The 14,991-nt window shown below is 62.5% G+C and carries 16 protein-coding genes; 6 read left to right on the top strand and 10 right to left on the bottom strand.

Going from position 1 to position 14,991, the window contains the following annotated elements; all coding sequences use genetic code 11:
- Positions 1–60 precede the first annotated feature (60 nt).
- The 6 genes from ACO77H_RS06740 to cynR form a co-directional block, all read right to left on the bottom strand.
- Positions 61–993, bottom strand: a complete 933-nt coding sequence (locus tag ACO77H_RS06740) for a D-2-hydroxyacid dehydrogenase (protein ID WP_169955560.1) — start codon at positions 991–993, stop codon at positions 61–63.
- A gap of 113 nt (positions 994–1,106) precedes the next feature.
- Positions 1,107–1,400, bottom strand: coding sequence for a YcgL domain-containing protein (locus ACO77H_RS06735; RefSeq protein ID WP_169955559.1), 294 nt, complete (start codon positions 1,398–1,400; stop codon positions 1,107–1,109).
- Entirely contained in the window at positions 1,397–2,530 is a 1,134-nt protein-coding gene (rnd, locus tag ACO77H_RS06730) for a ribonuclease D (protein ID WP_169955558.1), read from the bottom strand. Before rnd ends, ACO77H_RS06735 begins: the two co-directional genes overlap by 4 nt.
- A gap of 122 nt (positions 2,531–2,652) precedes the next feature.
- The gene (locus ACO77H_RS06725) at positions 2,653–3,309 is read right to left on the bottom strand and encodes a class I SAM-dependent methyltransferase (protein WP_169955557.1); all 657 of its coding nucleotides are present in this window, start codon (positions 3,307–3,309) and stop codon (positions 2,653–2,655) included.
- A gap of 98 nt (positions 3,310–3,407) precedes the next feature.
- The gene (locus tag ACO77H_RS06720) at positions 3,408–4,781 is read right to left on the bottom strand and encodes a glutamine synthetase family protein (protein ID WP_170043247.1); all 1,374 of its coding nucleotides are present in this window, start codon (positions 4,779–4,781) and stop codon (positions 3,408–3,410) included.
- 285 nt (positions 4,782–5,066) lie between these two features.
- On the bottom strand, positions 5,067–5,978 hold the full coding sequence (cynR, locus tag ACO77H_RS06715) for a transcriptional regulator CynR (RefSeq protein ID WP_169955555.1): 912 nt from the start codon (positions 5,976–5,978) through the stop codon (positions 5,067–5,069).
- A 112-nt stretch (positions 5,979–6,090) separates the two neighbouring features.
- On the opposite strand from cynR, the gene ACO77H_RS06710 reads away from it, so the two are divergent.
- The 3 genes from ACO77H_RS06710 to ACO77H_RS06700 are packed head-to-tail and all read left to right on the top strand — an operon-like array spanning position 6,091 to position 8,128.
- Positions 6,091–6,732, top strand: a complete 642-nt coding sequence (locus ACO77H_RS06710; protein ID WP_057958801.1) for a carbonic anhydrase — start codon at positions 6,091–6,093, stop codon at positions 6,730–6,732.
- A gap of 28 nt (positions 6,733–6,760) precedes the next feature.
- Complete coding sequence (cynS, locus tag ACO77H_RS06705; RefSeq protein ID WP_057958800.1) at positions 6,761–7,231, top strand: cyanase; 471 nt, start codon at positions 6,761–6,763, stop codon at positions 7,229–7,231.
- 54 nt (positions 7,232–7,285) lie between these two features.
- On the top strand, positions 7,286–8,128 hold the full coding sequence (locus ACO77H_RS06700; RefSeq protein ID WP_169955554.1) for a cache domain-containing protein: 843 nt from the start codon (positions 7,286–7,288) through the stop codon (positions 8,126–8,128).
- Between the two features lie 42 nt (positions 8,129–8,170).
- Here ACO77H_RS06700 and ACO77H_RS06695 read toward each other — a convergent pair whose 3' ends face one another.
- Complete coding sequence (locus ACO77H_RS06695) at positions 8,171–9,625, bottom strand: MDR family MFS transporter (RefSeq protein WP_432755738.1); 1,455 nt, start codon at positions 9,623–9,625, stop codon at positions 8,171–8,173.
- A gap of 96 nt (positions 9,626–9,721) precedes the next feature.
- Positions 9,722–10,915 carry a 4-hydroxybenzoate 3-monooxygenase gene (gene pobA / locus ACO77H_RS06690; protein ID WP_432755176.1) on the bottom strand — a complete coding sequence of 398 codons (1,194 nt, stop codon included), beginning with the start codon at positions 10,913–10,915 and terminating at the stop codon, positions 9,722–9,724.
- Positions 10,916–11,094: 179 nt separating this feature from the next.
- Between pobA and ACO77H_RS06685 the strand changes: the two genes are divergently transcribed.
- Positions 11,095–11,970 carry a helix-turn-helix domain-containing protein gene (locus tag ACO77H_RS06685; protein WP_170043243.1) on the top strand — a complete coding sequence of 292 codons (876 nt, stop codon included), beginning with the start codon at positions 11,095–11,097 and terminating at the stop codon, positions 11,968–11,970.
- 59 nt (positions 11,971–12,029) lie between these two features.
- On the opposite strand, the gene ACO77H_RS06680 is transcribed toward ACO77H_RS06685, so the two are convergent.
- Positions 12,030–12,203 carry a hypothetical protein gene (locus ACO77H_RS06680; RefSeq protein WP_169955550.1) on the bottom strand — a complete coding sequence of 58 codons (174 nt, stop codon included), beginning with the start codon at positions 12,201–12,203 and terminating at the stop codon, positions 12,030–12,032.
- Positions 12,204–12,302: 99 nt separating this feature from the next.
- Positions 12,303–13,208 (bottom strand): LysR family transcriptional regulator, encoded by a 906-nt coding sequence (locus ACO77H_RS06675; protein WP_170043242.1) that lies wholly within the window; start codon positions 13,206–13,208, stop codon positions 12,303–12,305.
- Positions 13,209–13,321: 113 nt separating this feature from the next.
- Here ACO77H_RS06675 and ACO77H_RS06670 point away from each other — a divergent pair, with 113 nt between their 5' ends.
- Positions 13,322–14,188, top strand: coding sequence for an MBL fold metallo-hydrolase (locus tag ACO77H_RS06670; protein WP_169955548.1), 867 nt, complete (start codon positions 13,322–13,324; stop codon positions 14,186–14,188).
- A 34-nt stretch (positions 14,189–14,222) separates the two neighbouring features.
- On the top strand, positions 14,223–14,837 hold the full coding sequence (locus ACO77H_RS06665) for an NAD(P)-dependent oxidoreductase (protein ID WP_432755175.1): 615 nt from the start codon (positions 14,223–14,225) through the stop codon (positions 14,835–14,837).
- The last annotated feature ends 154 nt before the right edge of the window (positions 14,838–14,991 follow it).

The following is a 14,991-nucleotide window of genomic DNA, read 5'->3' as shown; positions in this document are numbered from 1 at the left end:
GCCTCCCACGATGCCGTCAGCGATAAAATCAGATGCGGGCTACGCAGCCTGTGGGGGAGTTCAATATCCGCGCTCGAAACTCACCTCGCCACGCAGCGAATCCTTGGCCTGGTATGCCCCAAGGTTCTCGACAAACAGCGCCACCATGCGTCGCGGGCAGGTCGGCGCCGAGCTGTGGCCCGTCAGCAACAAGCCCCAGGCAGTCCAGAACGGATGGCGCTGGGGCAGAGGCTCCTGGCGACACACGTCGATGACCGCACCGGCCAGGTGCCCTTCTTTCAGGGCCTCGACCAGATCGGCATCCACCACCGCCACGCCCCGGCCGACGTTGATGAACAGGCCGGTCGGCTTGAACTGCTTGAACAGCGCCGCATCGTACAGGTCGTGGGTGTTCGGCGTGTTGGGCAGCAGGTTGACCACATAGTCCACCTCGCCCACCAGCCGGCCCAGTTGATCCGGCCCGGCCACCTCGAGAAACGGGGCCTGCTCCCGGGCTTGGCTGGCAACGCCGTATAACTCCACGCCAAAGGGCAGCAGGAACTGCGCGACGCTCTGGCCGATATCGCCGGTGCCGACGATCAGTACCTTGCGCCCCGCCAGGCTCTGGCCCATGCGGTTGTCCCACTTGCGCTCGACCTGGCTGACCAGGCGCGCCAGCACCTCGCGCTCGTGGCCGAGCATGTAGGTGAGCACGTACTCGGCCATCACCTGGCCAAAAATGCCGACGGCACGGGTCAGTCGATAATCCCGTGGCAAGCCATCGGCCAGCAGCGGCGTGATACCGGCCCAGGTCGATTGCAGCCATTGCGGGTGATGGCCCTGGCGCAGCAGGGTTGCCAGCAGGTCCGGCTGGCCCAGCCACACCGGGCAATCGGCGGCCAGGCGTGACAGTTCAGCCGAGTCGCCGCTGGTCAGGACTTCAATATCCGGCGCCGCTTCGCGCAGCAGTCGGGCGTACAGCGGGTGGTCCTGTTCTGCTATCAGAACGCGCATGGTTCAAACCTTTCAAAAACAGTGCAGGCGACCACCGGCAGCAGACTGACTGCTGGGCTCGGGGCTCGCCAGGTCATTCGATTCAAACGTGTCCCGAGCGGGACACGGGTCGATCACATCGGGTCGTTACGGCGCAGCAGTTCTTCGGGCAGGTGTTCGATGTACTCATCGTCCGGCGGTGGCATCTGCAGGTGGTAGCCCTGCTTTTGCAGGTTGGCCAGGACTGCCACGATATCTTCCTGCTGCAGCTTGCGTTCCGCCGTCAGCACCAGGTTGAAAGCGTGTACCGGCTTGCCGAACACGGTCAGCAGGCCTTCGGGCACGCGCTCCAGGGCATCGCTCTTGAGCACGTAGAGGTACATGCCGGCGCGTTTCGGGCTGCGGTAGATGGAACAAATATGTTTCAAGGCTGTTCTCCGGCAGTGGCCAGGCTGTCCAGCAGCGCCTGGCCCATCAACTCGCGGCGCCAGCCACGCAGCGAGTCAGGCAATTGGTAAGGCCCATCGGGGTAGCCACTCTTGACCAGCGCCTCGAGGGTTTTCTTGCGCAGCATCAGCTCCGGGGCCATGTCCAGGCGTTCGGCGAAGGTTTGGCCCAGGGCGCGCAGTTGCTTGATCAGCACCGCGGCATCCACCGGCAATGGCTCAGGCACGGCCGGCGGCCATTGGTCCATCGGCACACTGGCGGCACGTTTGATCAGGCCCAGCAGAAACTCGCCGTCCTGGCGCACGGTGCGCGGGTGCATGTCTTCGATTTTGCCCAGGGCCGCGAGGTTATCCGGCTGCGACTTGGCCAGGGGCCATAGCGAGTGTTCACGCAGGATACGGTTGCGTGGCAGGTCGCGGGCGCGGGCTTGCTGTTCGCGCCAGGCGCACAGCTCGCGCAGCACAGCGAGTTGGGCACGGGACAGTTTCCAGGCCAGCTTGGCGTCGCGGTAGACCTCATAGGGGTCGATTTCCCGACGCAGGTTGGCCACCAGTTCCGCGCCATCTTCCAGGATCCAGGCGTATTTTTCGTCGGACAGGCGCGGGCGCAGCCGTGTGTAGACTTGCGCCAGGTGCACCGCGTCTTCGGCGGCGTAGCTGACCTGGGTCTCGGACAATGGCCGCTGCAGCCAGTCCGAACGGGTCTCGCCCTTGGGCAGTTCGATGTCGAGCACAGCTTGCACCAGGCGCGAGTAGCCCATGGAGAAGCCGAGGTTCAGGTAGGCAGCTGCCAGTTGGGTGTCGAACAGCGGCGCCGGCAGGCTGCCGGTCAGGCGCAGCAACACTTCCAGGTCTTCACTGCAGGCGTGCACCACCTTGATCACCGCTGGGTTTTCCAGCAGCGCGGCCAGGGGTTGCCAATTATCGATGGTCAGGGGATCGATCAGATAAGCGCGTACACCATCGCCAATCTGGATCAGCCCGGCGATGGGATAGAAGGTATCGACCCGCATGAATTCGGTGTCGAGGGCGACGAATGGCAACTGCTGCCATTCGGCGCAATGCTGGCCGAGGCTATCGTTGTCGCAGATCCAGTGAATATCGATGGCCACACGGCTCTCCCTTGAAGAATGGCGCGCAGTATATATCGCCAGAGGGACTTTCGAGCACCCGCAGTGTGCCAGCCATCATGAAAACTCTGACAGGAGACGAAGAATAGCCCGACAGCTGAGGGTTATCCTCGTTTGCGCAGCACATAAACCCGCCACAAGGTCGAGCCGGGCATGAACTCTTGCTGATTGAGCACCGTGAACCCCGCCTGGCGGAACTCCGCTTCCACCTCGACACGATGGGACAGCAAGGCTTGCCCCGTGCCTGGCGGGTGGAGCTCACGATGGCGGCTGTCGCTGTCCACCGAGACAATCACCGTGTCGCGGCTGACCCGGTGAAACTCGCGCAACAGCGCCAGGCGCGCGTCGGCCGTGGGGACGTGGCGAAACAGTTCCAGGCAGAAAATGCAGTCCACCGCGTTGGCCGACAGGCCGATGGAAAAGGCCGAGCCCTGGAACGTCTTGATCCGGCGCAAAAATGCCGCGCCGTGATGGCTCTGGGCATGATCGAGCATGGCCTGGGATGGGTCCGAGGCGAGGATCACACGGTTGCTGTGTTCGGCCAGCACCGGCCAGAAGCGCCCCGCCCCACAGGCCAGGTCCAGCAGCAGCCCGGGCTCCCCCGCGACTTTCAGGGCCTGGCGCACCAGGCGCTCATCGCGCCATAACCATAGGCGCCGCCGTAAAGTCGGGGGGCGCGGGTCGCCGCAGACCCGAGCGTGGTCACGATCACAGCGCGCGGCGAATTCAGCCTCGATGGACGATGGGGGTTGCGACGACATCACGGGACTCATGTAGATGAACCGGTCTCTACGGACACTGGACCCTCAGCTTATCCACCCGCTCGTGAAAAAAAGGTCGAAAGCGTCGCGCTTCATCATCACGCCTGGTGCAGGTACCAGCGCCAGTCCTGCTCGCCCACCTCGCCCATGAACTGCCGGTACTCAGCCCGCTTGACCGCCAGGTACACGCCGAGAAACTCCTGGCCGAATGCTTCACGTGCCCAGGTCGAACCTTCCAATGCACGCAAGGTGGTCAGCCAGTCGGTGGGCAGCAGCTCCTTAGCCTGGGCATAACCATTGCCCGTGACTGGCGCGCCGGGATCGCGCTGCTCACGAATGCCACGGTGGATCCCCGCGAGGATTGCCGCCGCCGCCAGGTACGGGTTGGCATCGGCGCCGCAGATGCGGTGTTCGATATGCCGCGAAAACGCCGGGCCGCCGGGCACACGCAGGCTCACGGTGCGGTTGTCGACCCCCCAGGTGGCCGCCAGCGGCGCATAGCTGTTGCTCTGGAAGCGTCGGTACGAGTTGGCGTTGGGGCAGAACAACAGCAAGGAATCGAGCAAAGTACTGAGCATCCCGCCCACCGCCTGGCGCAGCAGCGGCGTACCATCGGGCGCCTCGCTGGCAAACAGATTGTTACCGTCGGCGTCCGCCAGGCTGACGTGCATGTGCATGCCGGTGCCGGCCAGGTCGTCGAACGGCTTGGCCATGAAACAGGCCGTCATCCCGTGCTTGTGGGCCACGCCCTTGACCAGGCGCTTGTAACGCACCGCCTCGTCCATCGCTTGCAACGCATCGCTGCGGTGTTCGAGGGTGATCTCCACCTGGCCCGGCGCGTATTCGGAGATCGCCGTGCGCGCGGGAATGCCTTGCAGCTTGCAAGCGCTATACAAGTCGGCCAGAAACGGCTCGATCTGCTCCAGCTCGCGCAGGCCATAGACCTGGCTCGAGCGCGGGCGACCGCCGTCCATATCCCGCGCCGGTTGCGGGCGGCCATTGCTGTCGGGCTTCTGGTCCAGCAGGTAGAACTCCAGTTCCGCCGCCATCACCGGGTAATAACCATCGGCCTTGAGCCCGTCGATGACCTTGGCCAGCAAGTGCCGGGGATCAGCCACCGTCGCCGGCAAGCCCTCCACCGGGTGCATGCTGACCTGCACCGCCGCAGTGGGAATCAACCGCCACGGCATGCGCTGCAAACTGCCGCTGATCGGGTAGGCGCGGCAGTCGATATCCCCTACCTCCCACACCAGGCCGGAGTTTTCCACGTCGTCGCCATTGAGGGTCAGGCCCAGGATGGTACTGGGCAGCGGGCGGCCACTGGCGTAGACCGCCAGCAGTTCATCACGGTGCAGCAACTTGCCGCGAGGCACGCCGTTGCTGTCGAGGATGAACAGTTCGAACATCTCGATATCGGGATTTTGGTCAAGAAACGATTGGGCTTCGTGCAGGCTGGCAAAGACGGTACTCATGGCAACTCTCTTACGTATGCGTCAGGCAGGCGCGCACGACGGCGCACCCGTGAGGGGGCAATCAGCGTAAGGGAGCGGTATCCGGCGGGCGGGCGTGGCGGCAGTGCCACAGCGCCCAAAAGGCCAGTTCAGAAGGCAATACATCAACGCCCAGCCGACACACCGGGCGGCTCGGCGCGATGGCGCCAGGCAAGGCCTCGGGGTGAGTGTCGGGGGAACCGTCCATGCAGGGATCACAGTGAAGAGATAAGCGCCAGCGTCACACGCTGGGTTAAGCCATTAAATTCAGTCTTGATGGAGTTCACTTTCAGGATGACTAAACATTCGCCACCCACTCACCACATCGACAAACGCCCGGCATGCAGCACTGCGATAAGCGCCCTTGCGACTGAGCAGGGCCACCGTGCGCTGCGGCAACGGCGGGCGCAGTTGCACCGCGTGCAAGCCCTGCTGGGCCATGGCCACCTCGCGGGGCAGGATCGTCGCCAGTTGGGTATGGCGAATAATTTCAATCACCGCACTGATCGAATTGGCCTGCATGGCAATCTGCGGCGTTATCTCCAGCGTCCGGCAATAGTCATCAATGTAACGTCGCGTCGCAAATCCGCTGTTCAACAGCACCAGGGGTTGCTGCTTGAAGTCAGCCAGCTTGAGCCACTGTTTGCGCTTCAAGGTTGGATGACTGGCGCTGGCCACTACGCTCAACTCCTCGACAAACACCCCTTGGCATTCGATGTCTGGCATGTGCTCGCCGCTGAAGCCAATGCCGATATCCAGCAAATCCTCGGTCAGCGCGCGCTCAAGACGGTCCTGGGGCATTTCCTCGACGCTGACGGTGATCCCCGGATACTGCTGATAAAACTGGGCCAGTAGCGGCCCGATCAGGTACGCGGTGAACGTCGGGGTCATGGCCAAGCGTAAATTGCCACGGCTCAGGTCCTGCACGTCATGCATGGCCCGGGTGCCCGCCTGCAGATCCTGCAGCGCCAGGCGGGCAAACCGCACATAGGCCTGGCCCGCGTCGGTCAGGTTGACACTGCGCCCGGAACGATCCAGCAGCGGTGCCCCCAGGTTCTCTTCGAGTTGCTTGATCTGTTGCGACAATGTCGGCTGCGACACATGCAACGCTTCGGCAGCCCGCGTGAAGTTACGGTGCTCGGCGACGGCCAGCAGGTAGCGGATATGGCGTAGCAGCATGCAAAACACTCCAACTATAGGCATGACTTATAGAAACCATAATAATCCGGTCTTGGACGCTATAACCAAAAACTTCCATCCTTGCCCCATTAGCGACGCAAGGAGAAACACCATGCAGCATCTCATCGACGGCTTGCGCAAGTTCCAGAGCGAAGCCTTCAGCCAGCGCAGTGACCTGTTCAAGCAACTGGCAACCACGCAACACCCCAGCACGCTGTTTATTTCCTGCTCCGACAGCCGTGTAGTCCCGGAGCTGTTGACCCAGCAGGAACCAGGCGATCTGTTTGTGATCCGCAATGCCGGCAATATCGTGCCGTCCTACGGCCCGGAGCCGGGCGGGGTCTCGGCCACGGTCGAATATGCGGTGGCCGTGCTGGGGGTCAGCGATATCGTGATTTGCGGCCACTCCGACTGCGGCGCCATGACGGCCATTTCCACCTGCAAATGCCTGGATCACTTGCCCGCCGTGGCCAACTGGCTGCGCCATGCCGAGTCGGCCAAGGTGATCAACGCCGCACGTACCCATGCCTCGGATGCAGAGCGACTGAGCGCCCTGGTACGGGAAAACGTGGTCGCACAATTGGCCAACCTCAAGACTCATCCCAGCGTCGCCCTGGCGCTTGAACAGGGCCGGCTGAGTCTGCATGGCTGGGTCTACGATATCGAAAGCGGCTGCATCAACGCCCTGGATGGCCGCACCGCTCGCTTTGTATCCCTGCTGGACAATCCACAGACCCGCGCACACGCCGCCTGAACCTTATTTAACCGAAGAGGAAGTCATCATGCTGCAATCCCAATTGTCCCAAACCCCACGCCTGGCCCTGGCCGACACCGTGATTGATATCAAGGCCCGCAAAAACCTGTCCTGGCAGGACCTCAGCGACGGCACCGGCCTGAGCCTGGCGTTCGTCACCGCAGCCCTGCTCGGGCAACACCCGCTGCCCAAGGACGCAGCCGATGTGGTGTGCGCCAAACTGGGCCTGGACGCGGACGCCAGCCGTCTGCTGCAAAGCGTGCCTCTGCGCGGCAGCATCCCCGGTGGCATTCCGACGGATCCGACCGTGTACCGTTTCTATGAAATGCTGCAGGTCTATGGTTCAACCCTCAAAGCCCTGGTCCACGAGCAGTTTGGCGATGGCATCATCAGCGCCATCAACTTCAAGCTAGACATCAAAAAGGTCGAAGACCCGGACGGCGGCTCCCGCGCGGTCATTACCCTGGACGGAAAATACCTGCCGACCCAGCCGTTCTAATCCCCGGGCAACCGTCTACGCTCTTGGGACATTCACAAGAACGAGGGACGGGTAATGAAGGGAATGCTCCGCGCCACCTGGCTGCTGCTGTTGCTGGGTTTCAGCCAGGCCCAGGCCGCAACCGCCCATGAACAGGACGCCCAGGCCGCCAAGGCGCTGCTGGAGAAGGCCCTGGCTTATTACCACGACAACGGTGACAAGGCCTTCGCCGCCTTCAGCCGCCAGGGCGAGTTTGTCGACAAGGACCGCTATGTGTTCGTGGTCGATACCAAGGGCGTGCTGCTGGCCAGTGGTGGCCCATCTTCGGCGCTGATCGGTCGCGACGTGTCCGAAGTGCTCGGGCCGGACCTGCGCCAGTCGTTCAAGGACGCGCTGAAGATCCCGGAAGGCAATGGCATCCAACAGGCCGAATACCGCTGGCAGAACTGGAACGACGGCAAGGTGGAACGCAAGCATGTGTTCTACCAGCGTATCGGCCAGCGCATCCTGGCCGTCGGCTATTACCTACCCCGGGCTACGCCCGAGCAGGCCAAGGCCCTGCGGGACAAGGCAGTCAGGGAACTGGAGAAAAACGAAGCCGGCACGTTGAAGGCAATCAATGCGCTGCAAGGCGGCTTTTTGCAGGACGACTTGTATGTGTTTGTGGTCGACCTGGATACCGGGCGCTATGTGGCCCACGGCACCAACCTGCGCCTGATCAACACCGACTTCGCCAAGATCAAGGACCCGGACGGCAAGCCCGTGGGTGAACCGATCCTGGCACTGATGAAGGAGCAGGGTCAGGGAGAATATGAATACCGCTGGAAAAACCCGGTGACCGGCAAGGTGGAAAACAAGCATGCCTATCTGCGCAAGAGCGGGCATTTTCTGGTAGCGGTGGGTTACTACAGCCCGTAAGCGCGCAACTGCACGCCTTGTAGGAGCAGGCCGGCGCCTACGCTAGCGCGCCTTGTCTTCGCGCCCGCGCAACAGCTGGTTGGGCATTGCAATCGCCGCTGCCAGCCCCAGCAGCGACACCGCCGCGCTGATCATCAACAAATGCCGGAAGGTCCTCAACAGCTCCCCACGCAAGGCGTCCTGCGCCGGGCCGGGAGCCGCGTTGAGGCCATCGAGCAGCACGTTGCCGGAGCTGCCTTCGGCCATCATCGAGCCACTGGCCAGGTGGGCAAAACTCGAGTCCTGCAACAACGCCAAAAGCAAGGCCGACATACACGCCACGCCGACCGCGCCACCCAGGGAGCGAAACAGGTTGGTGGTGCTGGTAGCGACACCGATGTCGTGTTGCGCCACTGAGTTTTGCGTACCCACCAGGGAAGTCGGGAACTGCATGCCCGAGGCAATGCCGCTGAGCACCATGAACAAGCTGCTGAGGATCAATGACTGAGGTGCGCTGAAGGCCATGCCGAGGATGGCAATCGGCGTGAGCAGCGCACCGGTAAGGATCATCGGTTTATAGAGGCCGGTGACTGAGGTCATGCGCCCGGCAAAGAACGCGCCCATGGGCAAGCCAATCGCCAGCGGCAGCAGGTGCAAGGCGGCGCTGTCGGCACCGGCCCCCGTGACGCTCTGGTAGCGCAGGGGCATCAGCACGATCAGCGAGATGGCCTGGAAGCTGGTGAAGAAAATCGTACACCAGCACAACACCGCGCTGCGGTTGGCGAACAGGTGCATGGGCAACAACGGCTCCCGCGCCCGGCGCTCATGCCAGACAAACACCGTCAACGCCACCAGCGCACAGGCCAGCAGGCCCAGTACTTGATCATCGCGCCAATGATGGCCCTGGCCGATTTCAGTGATGCCCAGCAACAGCGCGGTCAGGCCGATGATCATCAGCACCGTGCCAAGGTAATCGATGATCGGCTTGCGCTGTGGCACCGGCAGCCCCACCAGCGTGCGATGGGCCACCCACCAGGCGCCCGCGCCCAATGGCAGGTTGATCAAAAATACCCAGCGCCACGACAGGTACTCGGTCATATAGCCGCCCAACACCGGCCCGGCCACGCTGGCAACGGCGTACATGCTGCTGAAGTAACCCTGGTAACGCCCACGCTCGCGGGGCGGAATGATGTCGCCGATGATCGCCTGGCTCACCGAAATCATCCCGCCCGCGCCGATGCCCTGGAGGATCCGCGCCAGCACCAACTGCTCCATGCTTTGCGCCATGCCACAAAACAGCGAGGCCACGGTGAACAGGCCCATGCCGATCAACATCATCGGCCGCCGCCCATACAGGTCGCCAAGCTTGCCGTAGATCGGCACCGCCACGGTCATCGCCACCATGTAGCCGGAGATGACCCAGGCCAGCAGGTTGACGTCGTTGAACCGCGCAGAAATGGCCGGCATCGACACGGCGACGATGGTCTGGTCCAGCGCACCGAGGAAAATCGCCAACATCAGGGCCGCAAGGACACTGCGTACAGAGGGTGTGGATTGGGTCACGACAGAACCTGCAGGCAAGCGGCAATGCCCGCCATGTTACTCGATAGCCGGCTATTCGATAGCCTCGTAAGGAAGCCCGACGTAATTTTCTGCAATGGTTGCGCGTCCAGCCTGCGACTCGACAAAGTACTCCAGCTCGCTCTGGGCAATCCGTTGGCTGAAGCCATCCGCCTCGGGAAACTGGTGCAGCATCGAGGTCATCCACCAAGAAAACCGCTCGGCCTTCCAGATCCGCCGCAAACAGATCTGGGAGTATTTCTCCAGCAGCTCCACGCGCCCTTCCCGGTACACCTTGCACAAGAGGGTGAACAGGGTGCTCACGTCACTGGCCGCCAGGTTCAGGCCCTTGGCGCCGGTAGGCGGCACGATATGGGCGGCGTCCCCCAGCAGGAACAGGCGCCCGTACTGCATCGGCTCCACCACGAAACTGCGCAGCGGCGCGATGCTCTTTTCAATCGAAGGCCCGGTCACCAGGCTGGCCGCCAGCTCCGCCGGCAAGCGCGCCTTGAGTTCCGCCCAGAAGCGCTGGTCGGGCCATGCATCAAGCGACTCCTCGGCCGGCACCTGCAGGTAATAGCGACTGCGGCTGGGCGAACGCATGCTGCACAGGGCAAAGCCACGCGAATGCTTGGCGTACACCAGTTCGCCGTGGACCGGCGGGGTGTCGGCAAGGATGCCCAACCAGCCGAACGGGTAGACCCGCTCGAAGGTCTTGAGCACATCGGCGGGGATCGACTGGCGCGACACGCCATGGAAGCCGTCGCAACCGGCGATGTAGTCGCAGTCCAGGCGCACCTGCTGGCCTTGATGCTCGAAGGTCAGCCAGGGCCGCTCGCCCTTGAGGTCGTGGGGCTGAACATTGCGCGCTTCATACAGGGTGATCGCACCGGCGTGCTCGCGGGCGGCCATCAGGTCGCGGGTGACTTCGGTCTGGCCGTAGATCATCACAGTCTTGCCGCCGGTCAGGGTCTTCAGGTCGATGTGGTGCAAGCGCCCATTGAGGGCCAGCTCGAAGCCTTCATGCACCAGGCCCTCGGCGTCCATCCGCTGGCTGACACCCGCCTGGCGCAACAGGTCGACCATGCCTTGCTCCAACACTCCGGCGCGAATTCGCCCAAGAACGTAGTCCGGGGCCTGGCGCTCAACAATCAGGGTTTCAATCCCCGCGTTATGCAGCAATTGGCCGAGCAGCAGCCCCGAAGGACCGGCGCCGATGATGGCGACTTGAGTTTTTAGGGTTTTCATTATTTTTATGGCCCGCCGGCTTCCCCCGAACGTTATCGGTGAAAGCGTTGTCATTGGTTTTGGTACTGGCATTTTTCCCTTGAGTGAGCCCCACAAGAAGGTGAAAACTGAGCCAAAGCCTGCGCTTTTCGCCAATCGGGGCGATTACCGAACCACTGTCCTGAGTATCGGATAAAAACATGACCAAAAATGCCAGTCCCGCGATTCCAGTGTTCAAACTCTACGGAGAAAGCCAGCAGTGGCCGACTCCGGATTTGCTGCATTGCGAGACCATCTCCCGGCGCAGCCGCGAGTACCAGTGGGAGATCCAGCCCCACCGGCATGCGGACCTGTGCCAATTGCTCTATGTGTACAAGGGCCAGGCGCAATTGGAGATCGAGGGCCAGCGCACGACGCTGACCGAATCGACCCTGCAAGTGCTGCCGCCGCTGTGTGTGCACGGATTTCGGTTTGCCGAGGATGTAGAAGGGTTTGTGGTGACACTGGCCGCGCCGCTGGTGGCGCACCTGCAGGGCCAGTTGGGCTCGGCGGTAGACGGCTTGAGCGCCCTGGGCAGCTACCCGGCGGGCCAGGACAGTGACTACCTCAATAGCCTGTTCACCCGCTTGCAGAATGAATACACCGATGACTTCCCGGCCCGGGACATGATGATGCACGCGCTGGTCAGCGTGCTGCTGGTGTGGATCAGCCGCCAGGCCATCCAACGCCGCCATCCACGGGCACCTCGGGGCCGCGAGTACTTCCGGCACTTCACCCAGTTGGTTGAGCAGCACTACCGCGAACACCCGAAGATCGAAGACCTGGCGCACAAGCTGGGGATCTCGGTGTCGCACCTCAACGGCACCTGCCGCGAGCTGGGCGGGCAGCCGGCGTTGCAGATCATGCACGACCGCCAACTGCTGGAGGCCAAGCGTCTGTTGACCTACACGAGCATGACCATTAATGAAATGTCTGACGTGCTGGGGTTCTCTGACCCGACGAACTTTTCTCGATTGTTTCGCAGGCGCGTAGGATTTTCACCCAAGGCATTTCGCGAACAACTGAACGCGGACTGACCGACCACCCACGCACTGTTGCAGGAGCCCGCAAGCCGGCTGCTGCAACAGGTTGCGTGTCAGCGCAGTGCGCTCAGGGTCGCCGAGTAGGTGCATTGCCCATGGTTGCAGGCAGAAGCCATGCCGGGTTGCAGGCGGGCCTGTTCGGCGCGGTAGGCTGCGGTGCCATAGAGGGCCGTGGCAAAGGCGCAGAGGGCAAAAATCGTCAGGTACTTTCTGGTTTTGATCGTCATGGCATCAACCTCCGGACAGATCAAGAAGGTGCTGTATTGAGCATAGGCCAGCCAGGGCCAGTTGCCAGTATTGACGGGTATTCAGACGCCTTATAGAGCTTACAGCCCCACGTCCCATTGCGGCTCTGGCGGGAACCTCAAGACCAGGAAATCCAGAAGGCTGCGCAATGCCTGGGGCATGTGCTTGCGCGAGGCATACACCGCATACATGTTCATCTGCCGCGGTTCGGCATGGGGCAGCAGGCGGATCAACTGGCCGCTGCGGATGTAGTCGCCGGCCTGATAGGTCGGCAACATCGCCACCCCTGCCCCGGCCAGGGTCAGCCGCAGCAAGGTGCTGGCTTCATTGGCGCTGATATTGCCATGCACCGGCACCGACACGGGCTCAGCGTTCTCCTCGAAATGCCACAGGCTCTTGCCGAAGTAGGAATGGGTCAGGCAGTTGTGATCCGCCAACTCTTCTACCCGCTGGGGCTGCGGGTGTTCCTGCAGGTAGGCCGGCGACGCGCAGATCACCGAGCGGCACACGGTCAACTGACGCGCAATCAGATTGGGATCCAGGTCGTTGCTGGTGCGGATCGCCAGGTCGATGCGCTCATCCACCAGGTTCACTGTGCGGTCGAGCATTTGCAGGTCAATACTGACCAGCGGATAACGCTTGACGTACTCGGCCATGGCCTCGGCCAACTGCGCCTGGCCAAACGAGGTGCTGACGCTCAGGCGCACCAGGCCGCGAGGGGCGTCGTCCGGTTCGCTGACGGCGGCCTGCATGTCGTAGGACAGTTCCAGCATCTGCCGGCAACGCGGCAGGGTCTCACTGCCAGCGGCGGTCAGGCTGAGCTTGCGCGTAGTGCGGTGCATCAGGCGCGCGCCCACCCAGTCTTCCAGCTCCGCCAGATAGCGCGACACCACTGGGCGCGACAGGTCCAGATGATCGGCGGCGGCCGATTGGCTGCCCAGGTCGACCACGGTGACAAACACCCGCATTGCTTGAAGACGATCCATGATTTGCCCGGTTTTAGAAACAAACTATGTCCAAGCATCGCATTTTTTGCTGCGTTCAGTGCAACTAAGCTCTGTCCATCGCCTGCCAAGGCATCCCTGACCTGGACTTGAACATGCTCACTACCCTCAAGCGCTTTGTACTGGCCACTACCGTTCTTGGCTTTGCCGCCCACGCCGTCGCCGCCGACCTGACCCTCGAGGTGTATAACCCAGGTGAATCGGCGATCTTCCCCGTCAGTTCGGTGCTGGTCAGCGGCGAGAAAGACGCGATCCTGGTAGACGCGCAGTTCGGCAAAAGCCAGGCCGAACAACTGGTGCAGAGGATCCGCGCCAGCGGCAAACAGCTGACCACCATTTACATCAGCCATGGCGACCCGGATTACTACTTCGGCCTCGACACCCTGGCCAGCGCTTTCCCACAGGCCAAGATCGTCGCGCCACAACCGGTGGTCGAGCATATCAAGGCCACCGTTGCCGGAAAGATTGAATATTGGGGCCCGAAAATGGGCGCCGATAAACCCGCCAAGACCCTCATTCCCCAAGTCCTCGACGGCCATAGCCTGACGCTCGAAGGGCAATCGCTGGAAGTCATCGGCCTGGACGGCCCGCAGCCGGACCGCAGCTTTGTGTGGATCCCGTCGATCAAGGCCGTGGTCGGCGGCGTGGTGGTCTCGCAGAACATCCACCTTTGGATGGCCGACACCCAGGGCGCACAGTCCCATGCCGATTGGTTGGGCACCCTGCAACGTATCGAAAAACTCAAGCCGGTCACCGTGGTTCCCGGCCACTACTTGGGCACGCCTTCGGTCAAAGCTGTCGCCTTTACGGCCGACTACATCAAGGCTTTCGATGTAGAAACCGCCAAGGCCAAGGATTCCTCGACCCTGATCGCAGCCATGAAAAAACGCTACCCGAACCTGGCCGATGAAAGCTCCCTGGAGCTGAGCGCCAAAGTCGCCAAGGGCGAAATGAAGTGGTGATTTGATCCAACCCTTACCCACACTGGAGAACGTCATGAGCAAGATTGCAATCATTGGTGCCACCGGCCGTGCCGGTAGCCAACTGCTGGAAGAAGCCCTGCGTCGCGGCCACACCGTCACGGCCATTGCCCGTAACACCGGCGCGATCGCCGCGCGTCCCGGCCTGACCGTCAAACAGGTGGACGCACTGGACGCCCAAGCCCTGCAACAGGCCATCAGCGGCAGCGACGTGGTGATCAGCGCCGCGCACTTCGCCACCCTGCCTGCGCCTGCGGTGATCGGGCCGGTAAAACAGGCCGGCGTGAAGCGCCTGCTGGTGGTGGGCGGTGCGGGTTCGCTGCTGCTGCCGGGTGGCGGGCGGGTCATCGACAGCGAAGGCTTCCCTGCCGAATACAAGGCCGAGGCCAGTGCTGGCGCAGCGTTCCTCGACACCTTGCGCCAGGAAAAGGAGCTGGACTGGACCTTCCTTTCGCCCTCGGCAGAGTTTGTCGAGACCGAGCGCACCGGTAAGTTCCGCCTGGGCCAGGATGACCTGCTGGTGAGCAGCGAGAACCGCAGTTGGATCAGCTTTGCCGACTTCGCCATTGCCTTGATCGACGAAGTGGAAACACCCAAGCATTCGCGCCAGCGTTTCACCGTGGGCTACTAAGCCCACAACCCTGTAGGAGCCGGCTTGCCGGCGATGGCGGCGATGGCGGCTTATCTGACAGACCACTATCGCCGGCAAACCGGCTCCTACAGATGTAGTTTTTCAATAGCTCCTGCGACTTTCTGATTTGCCGCCGGGCCCGCGCGGTCGCCTA

The organism is Pseudomonas sp. WMBT8 (genome assembly GCF_050916005.1).
Classification (GTDB): Bacteria; Pseudomonadota; Gammaproteobacteria; order Pseudomonadales; family Pseudomonadaceae; genus Aquipseudomonas.
The sequence above is the reverse complement of the archived record's forward strand: the minus strand, read 5'-3'. Positions and strand labels throughout refer to the sequence as shown.

What these genes read in the sequence shown, in the direction of transcription:
- ACO77H_RS06740 (WP_169955560.1), bottom strand. Translation starts at nt 993, where the DNA reads ATGCGCGTTCTGATAGCAGAACAGGACCACCCGCTGTACGCCCGACTG.
- ACO77H_RS06725 (WP_169955557.1), bottom strand. Translation starts at nt 3,309, where the DNA reads ATGTCGTCGCAACCCCCATCGTCCATCGAGGCTGAATTCGCCGCGCGC.
- ACO77H_RS06720 (WP_170043247.1), bottom strand. Translation starts at nt 4,781, where the DNA reads ATGAGTACCGTCTTTGCCAGCCTGCACGAAGCCCAATCGTTTCTTGAC.
- cynR (WP_169955555.1), bottom strand. Translation starts at nt 5,978, where the DNA reads ATGCTGCTACGCCATATCCGCTACCTGCTGGCCGTCGCCGAGCACCGT.
- ACO77H_RS06710 (WP_057958801.1), top strand. Translation starts at nt 6,091, where the DNA reads ATGCAGCATCTCATCGACGGCTTGCGCAAGTTCCAGAGCGAAGCCTTC.
- cynS (WP_057958800.1), top strand. Translation starts at nt 6,761, where the DNA reads ATGCTGCAATCCCAATTGTCCCAAACCCCACGCCTGGCCCTGGCCGAC.
- ACO77H_RS06700 (WP_169955554.1), top strand. Translation starts at nt 7,286, where the DNA reads ATGAAGGGAATGCTCCGCGCCACCTGGCTGCTGCTGTTGCTGGGTTTC.
- ACO77H_RS06695 (WP_432755738.1), bottom strand. Translation starts at nt 9,625, where the DNA reads ATGTTGGCGATTTTCCTCGGTGCGCTGGACCAGACCATCGTCGCCGTG.
- pobA (WP_432755176.1), bottom strand. Translation starts at nt 10,915, where the DNA reads ATGAAAACCCTAAAAACTCAAGTCGCCATCATCGGCGCCGGTCCTTCG.
- ACO77H_RS06685 (WP_170043243.1), top strand. Translation starts at nt 11,095, where the DNA reads ATGACCAAAAATGCCAGTCCCGCGATTCCAGTGTTCAAACTCTACGGA.
- ACO77H_RS06680 (WP_169955550.1), bottom strand. Translation starts at nt 12,203, where the DNA reads ATGACGATCAAAACCAGAAAGTACCTGACGATTTTTGCCCTCTGCGCC.
- ACO77H_RS06675 (WP_170043242.1), bottom strand. Translation starts at nt 13,208, where the DNA reads ATGGATCGTCTTCAAGCAATGCGGGTGTTTGTCACCGTGGTCGACCTG.
- ACO77H_RS06670 (WP_169955548.1), top strand. Translation starts at nt 13,322, where the DNA reads ATGCTCACTACCCTCAAGCGCTTTGTACTGGCCACTACCGTTCTTGGC.
- ACO77H_RS06665 (WP_432755175.1), top strand. Translation starts at nt 14,223, where the DNA reads ATGAGCAAGATTGCAATCATTGGTGCCACCGGCCGTGCCGGTAGCCAA.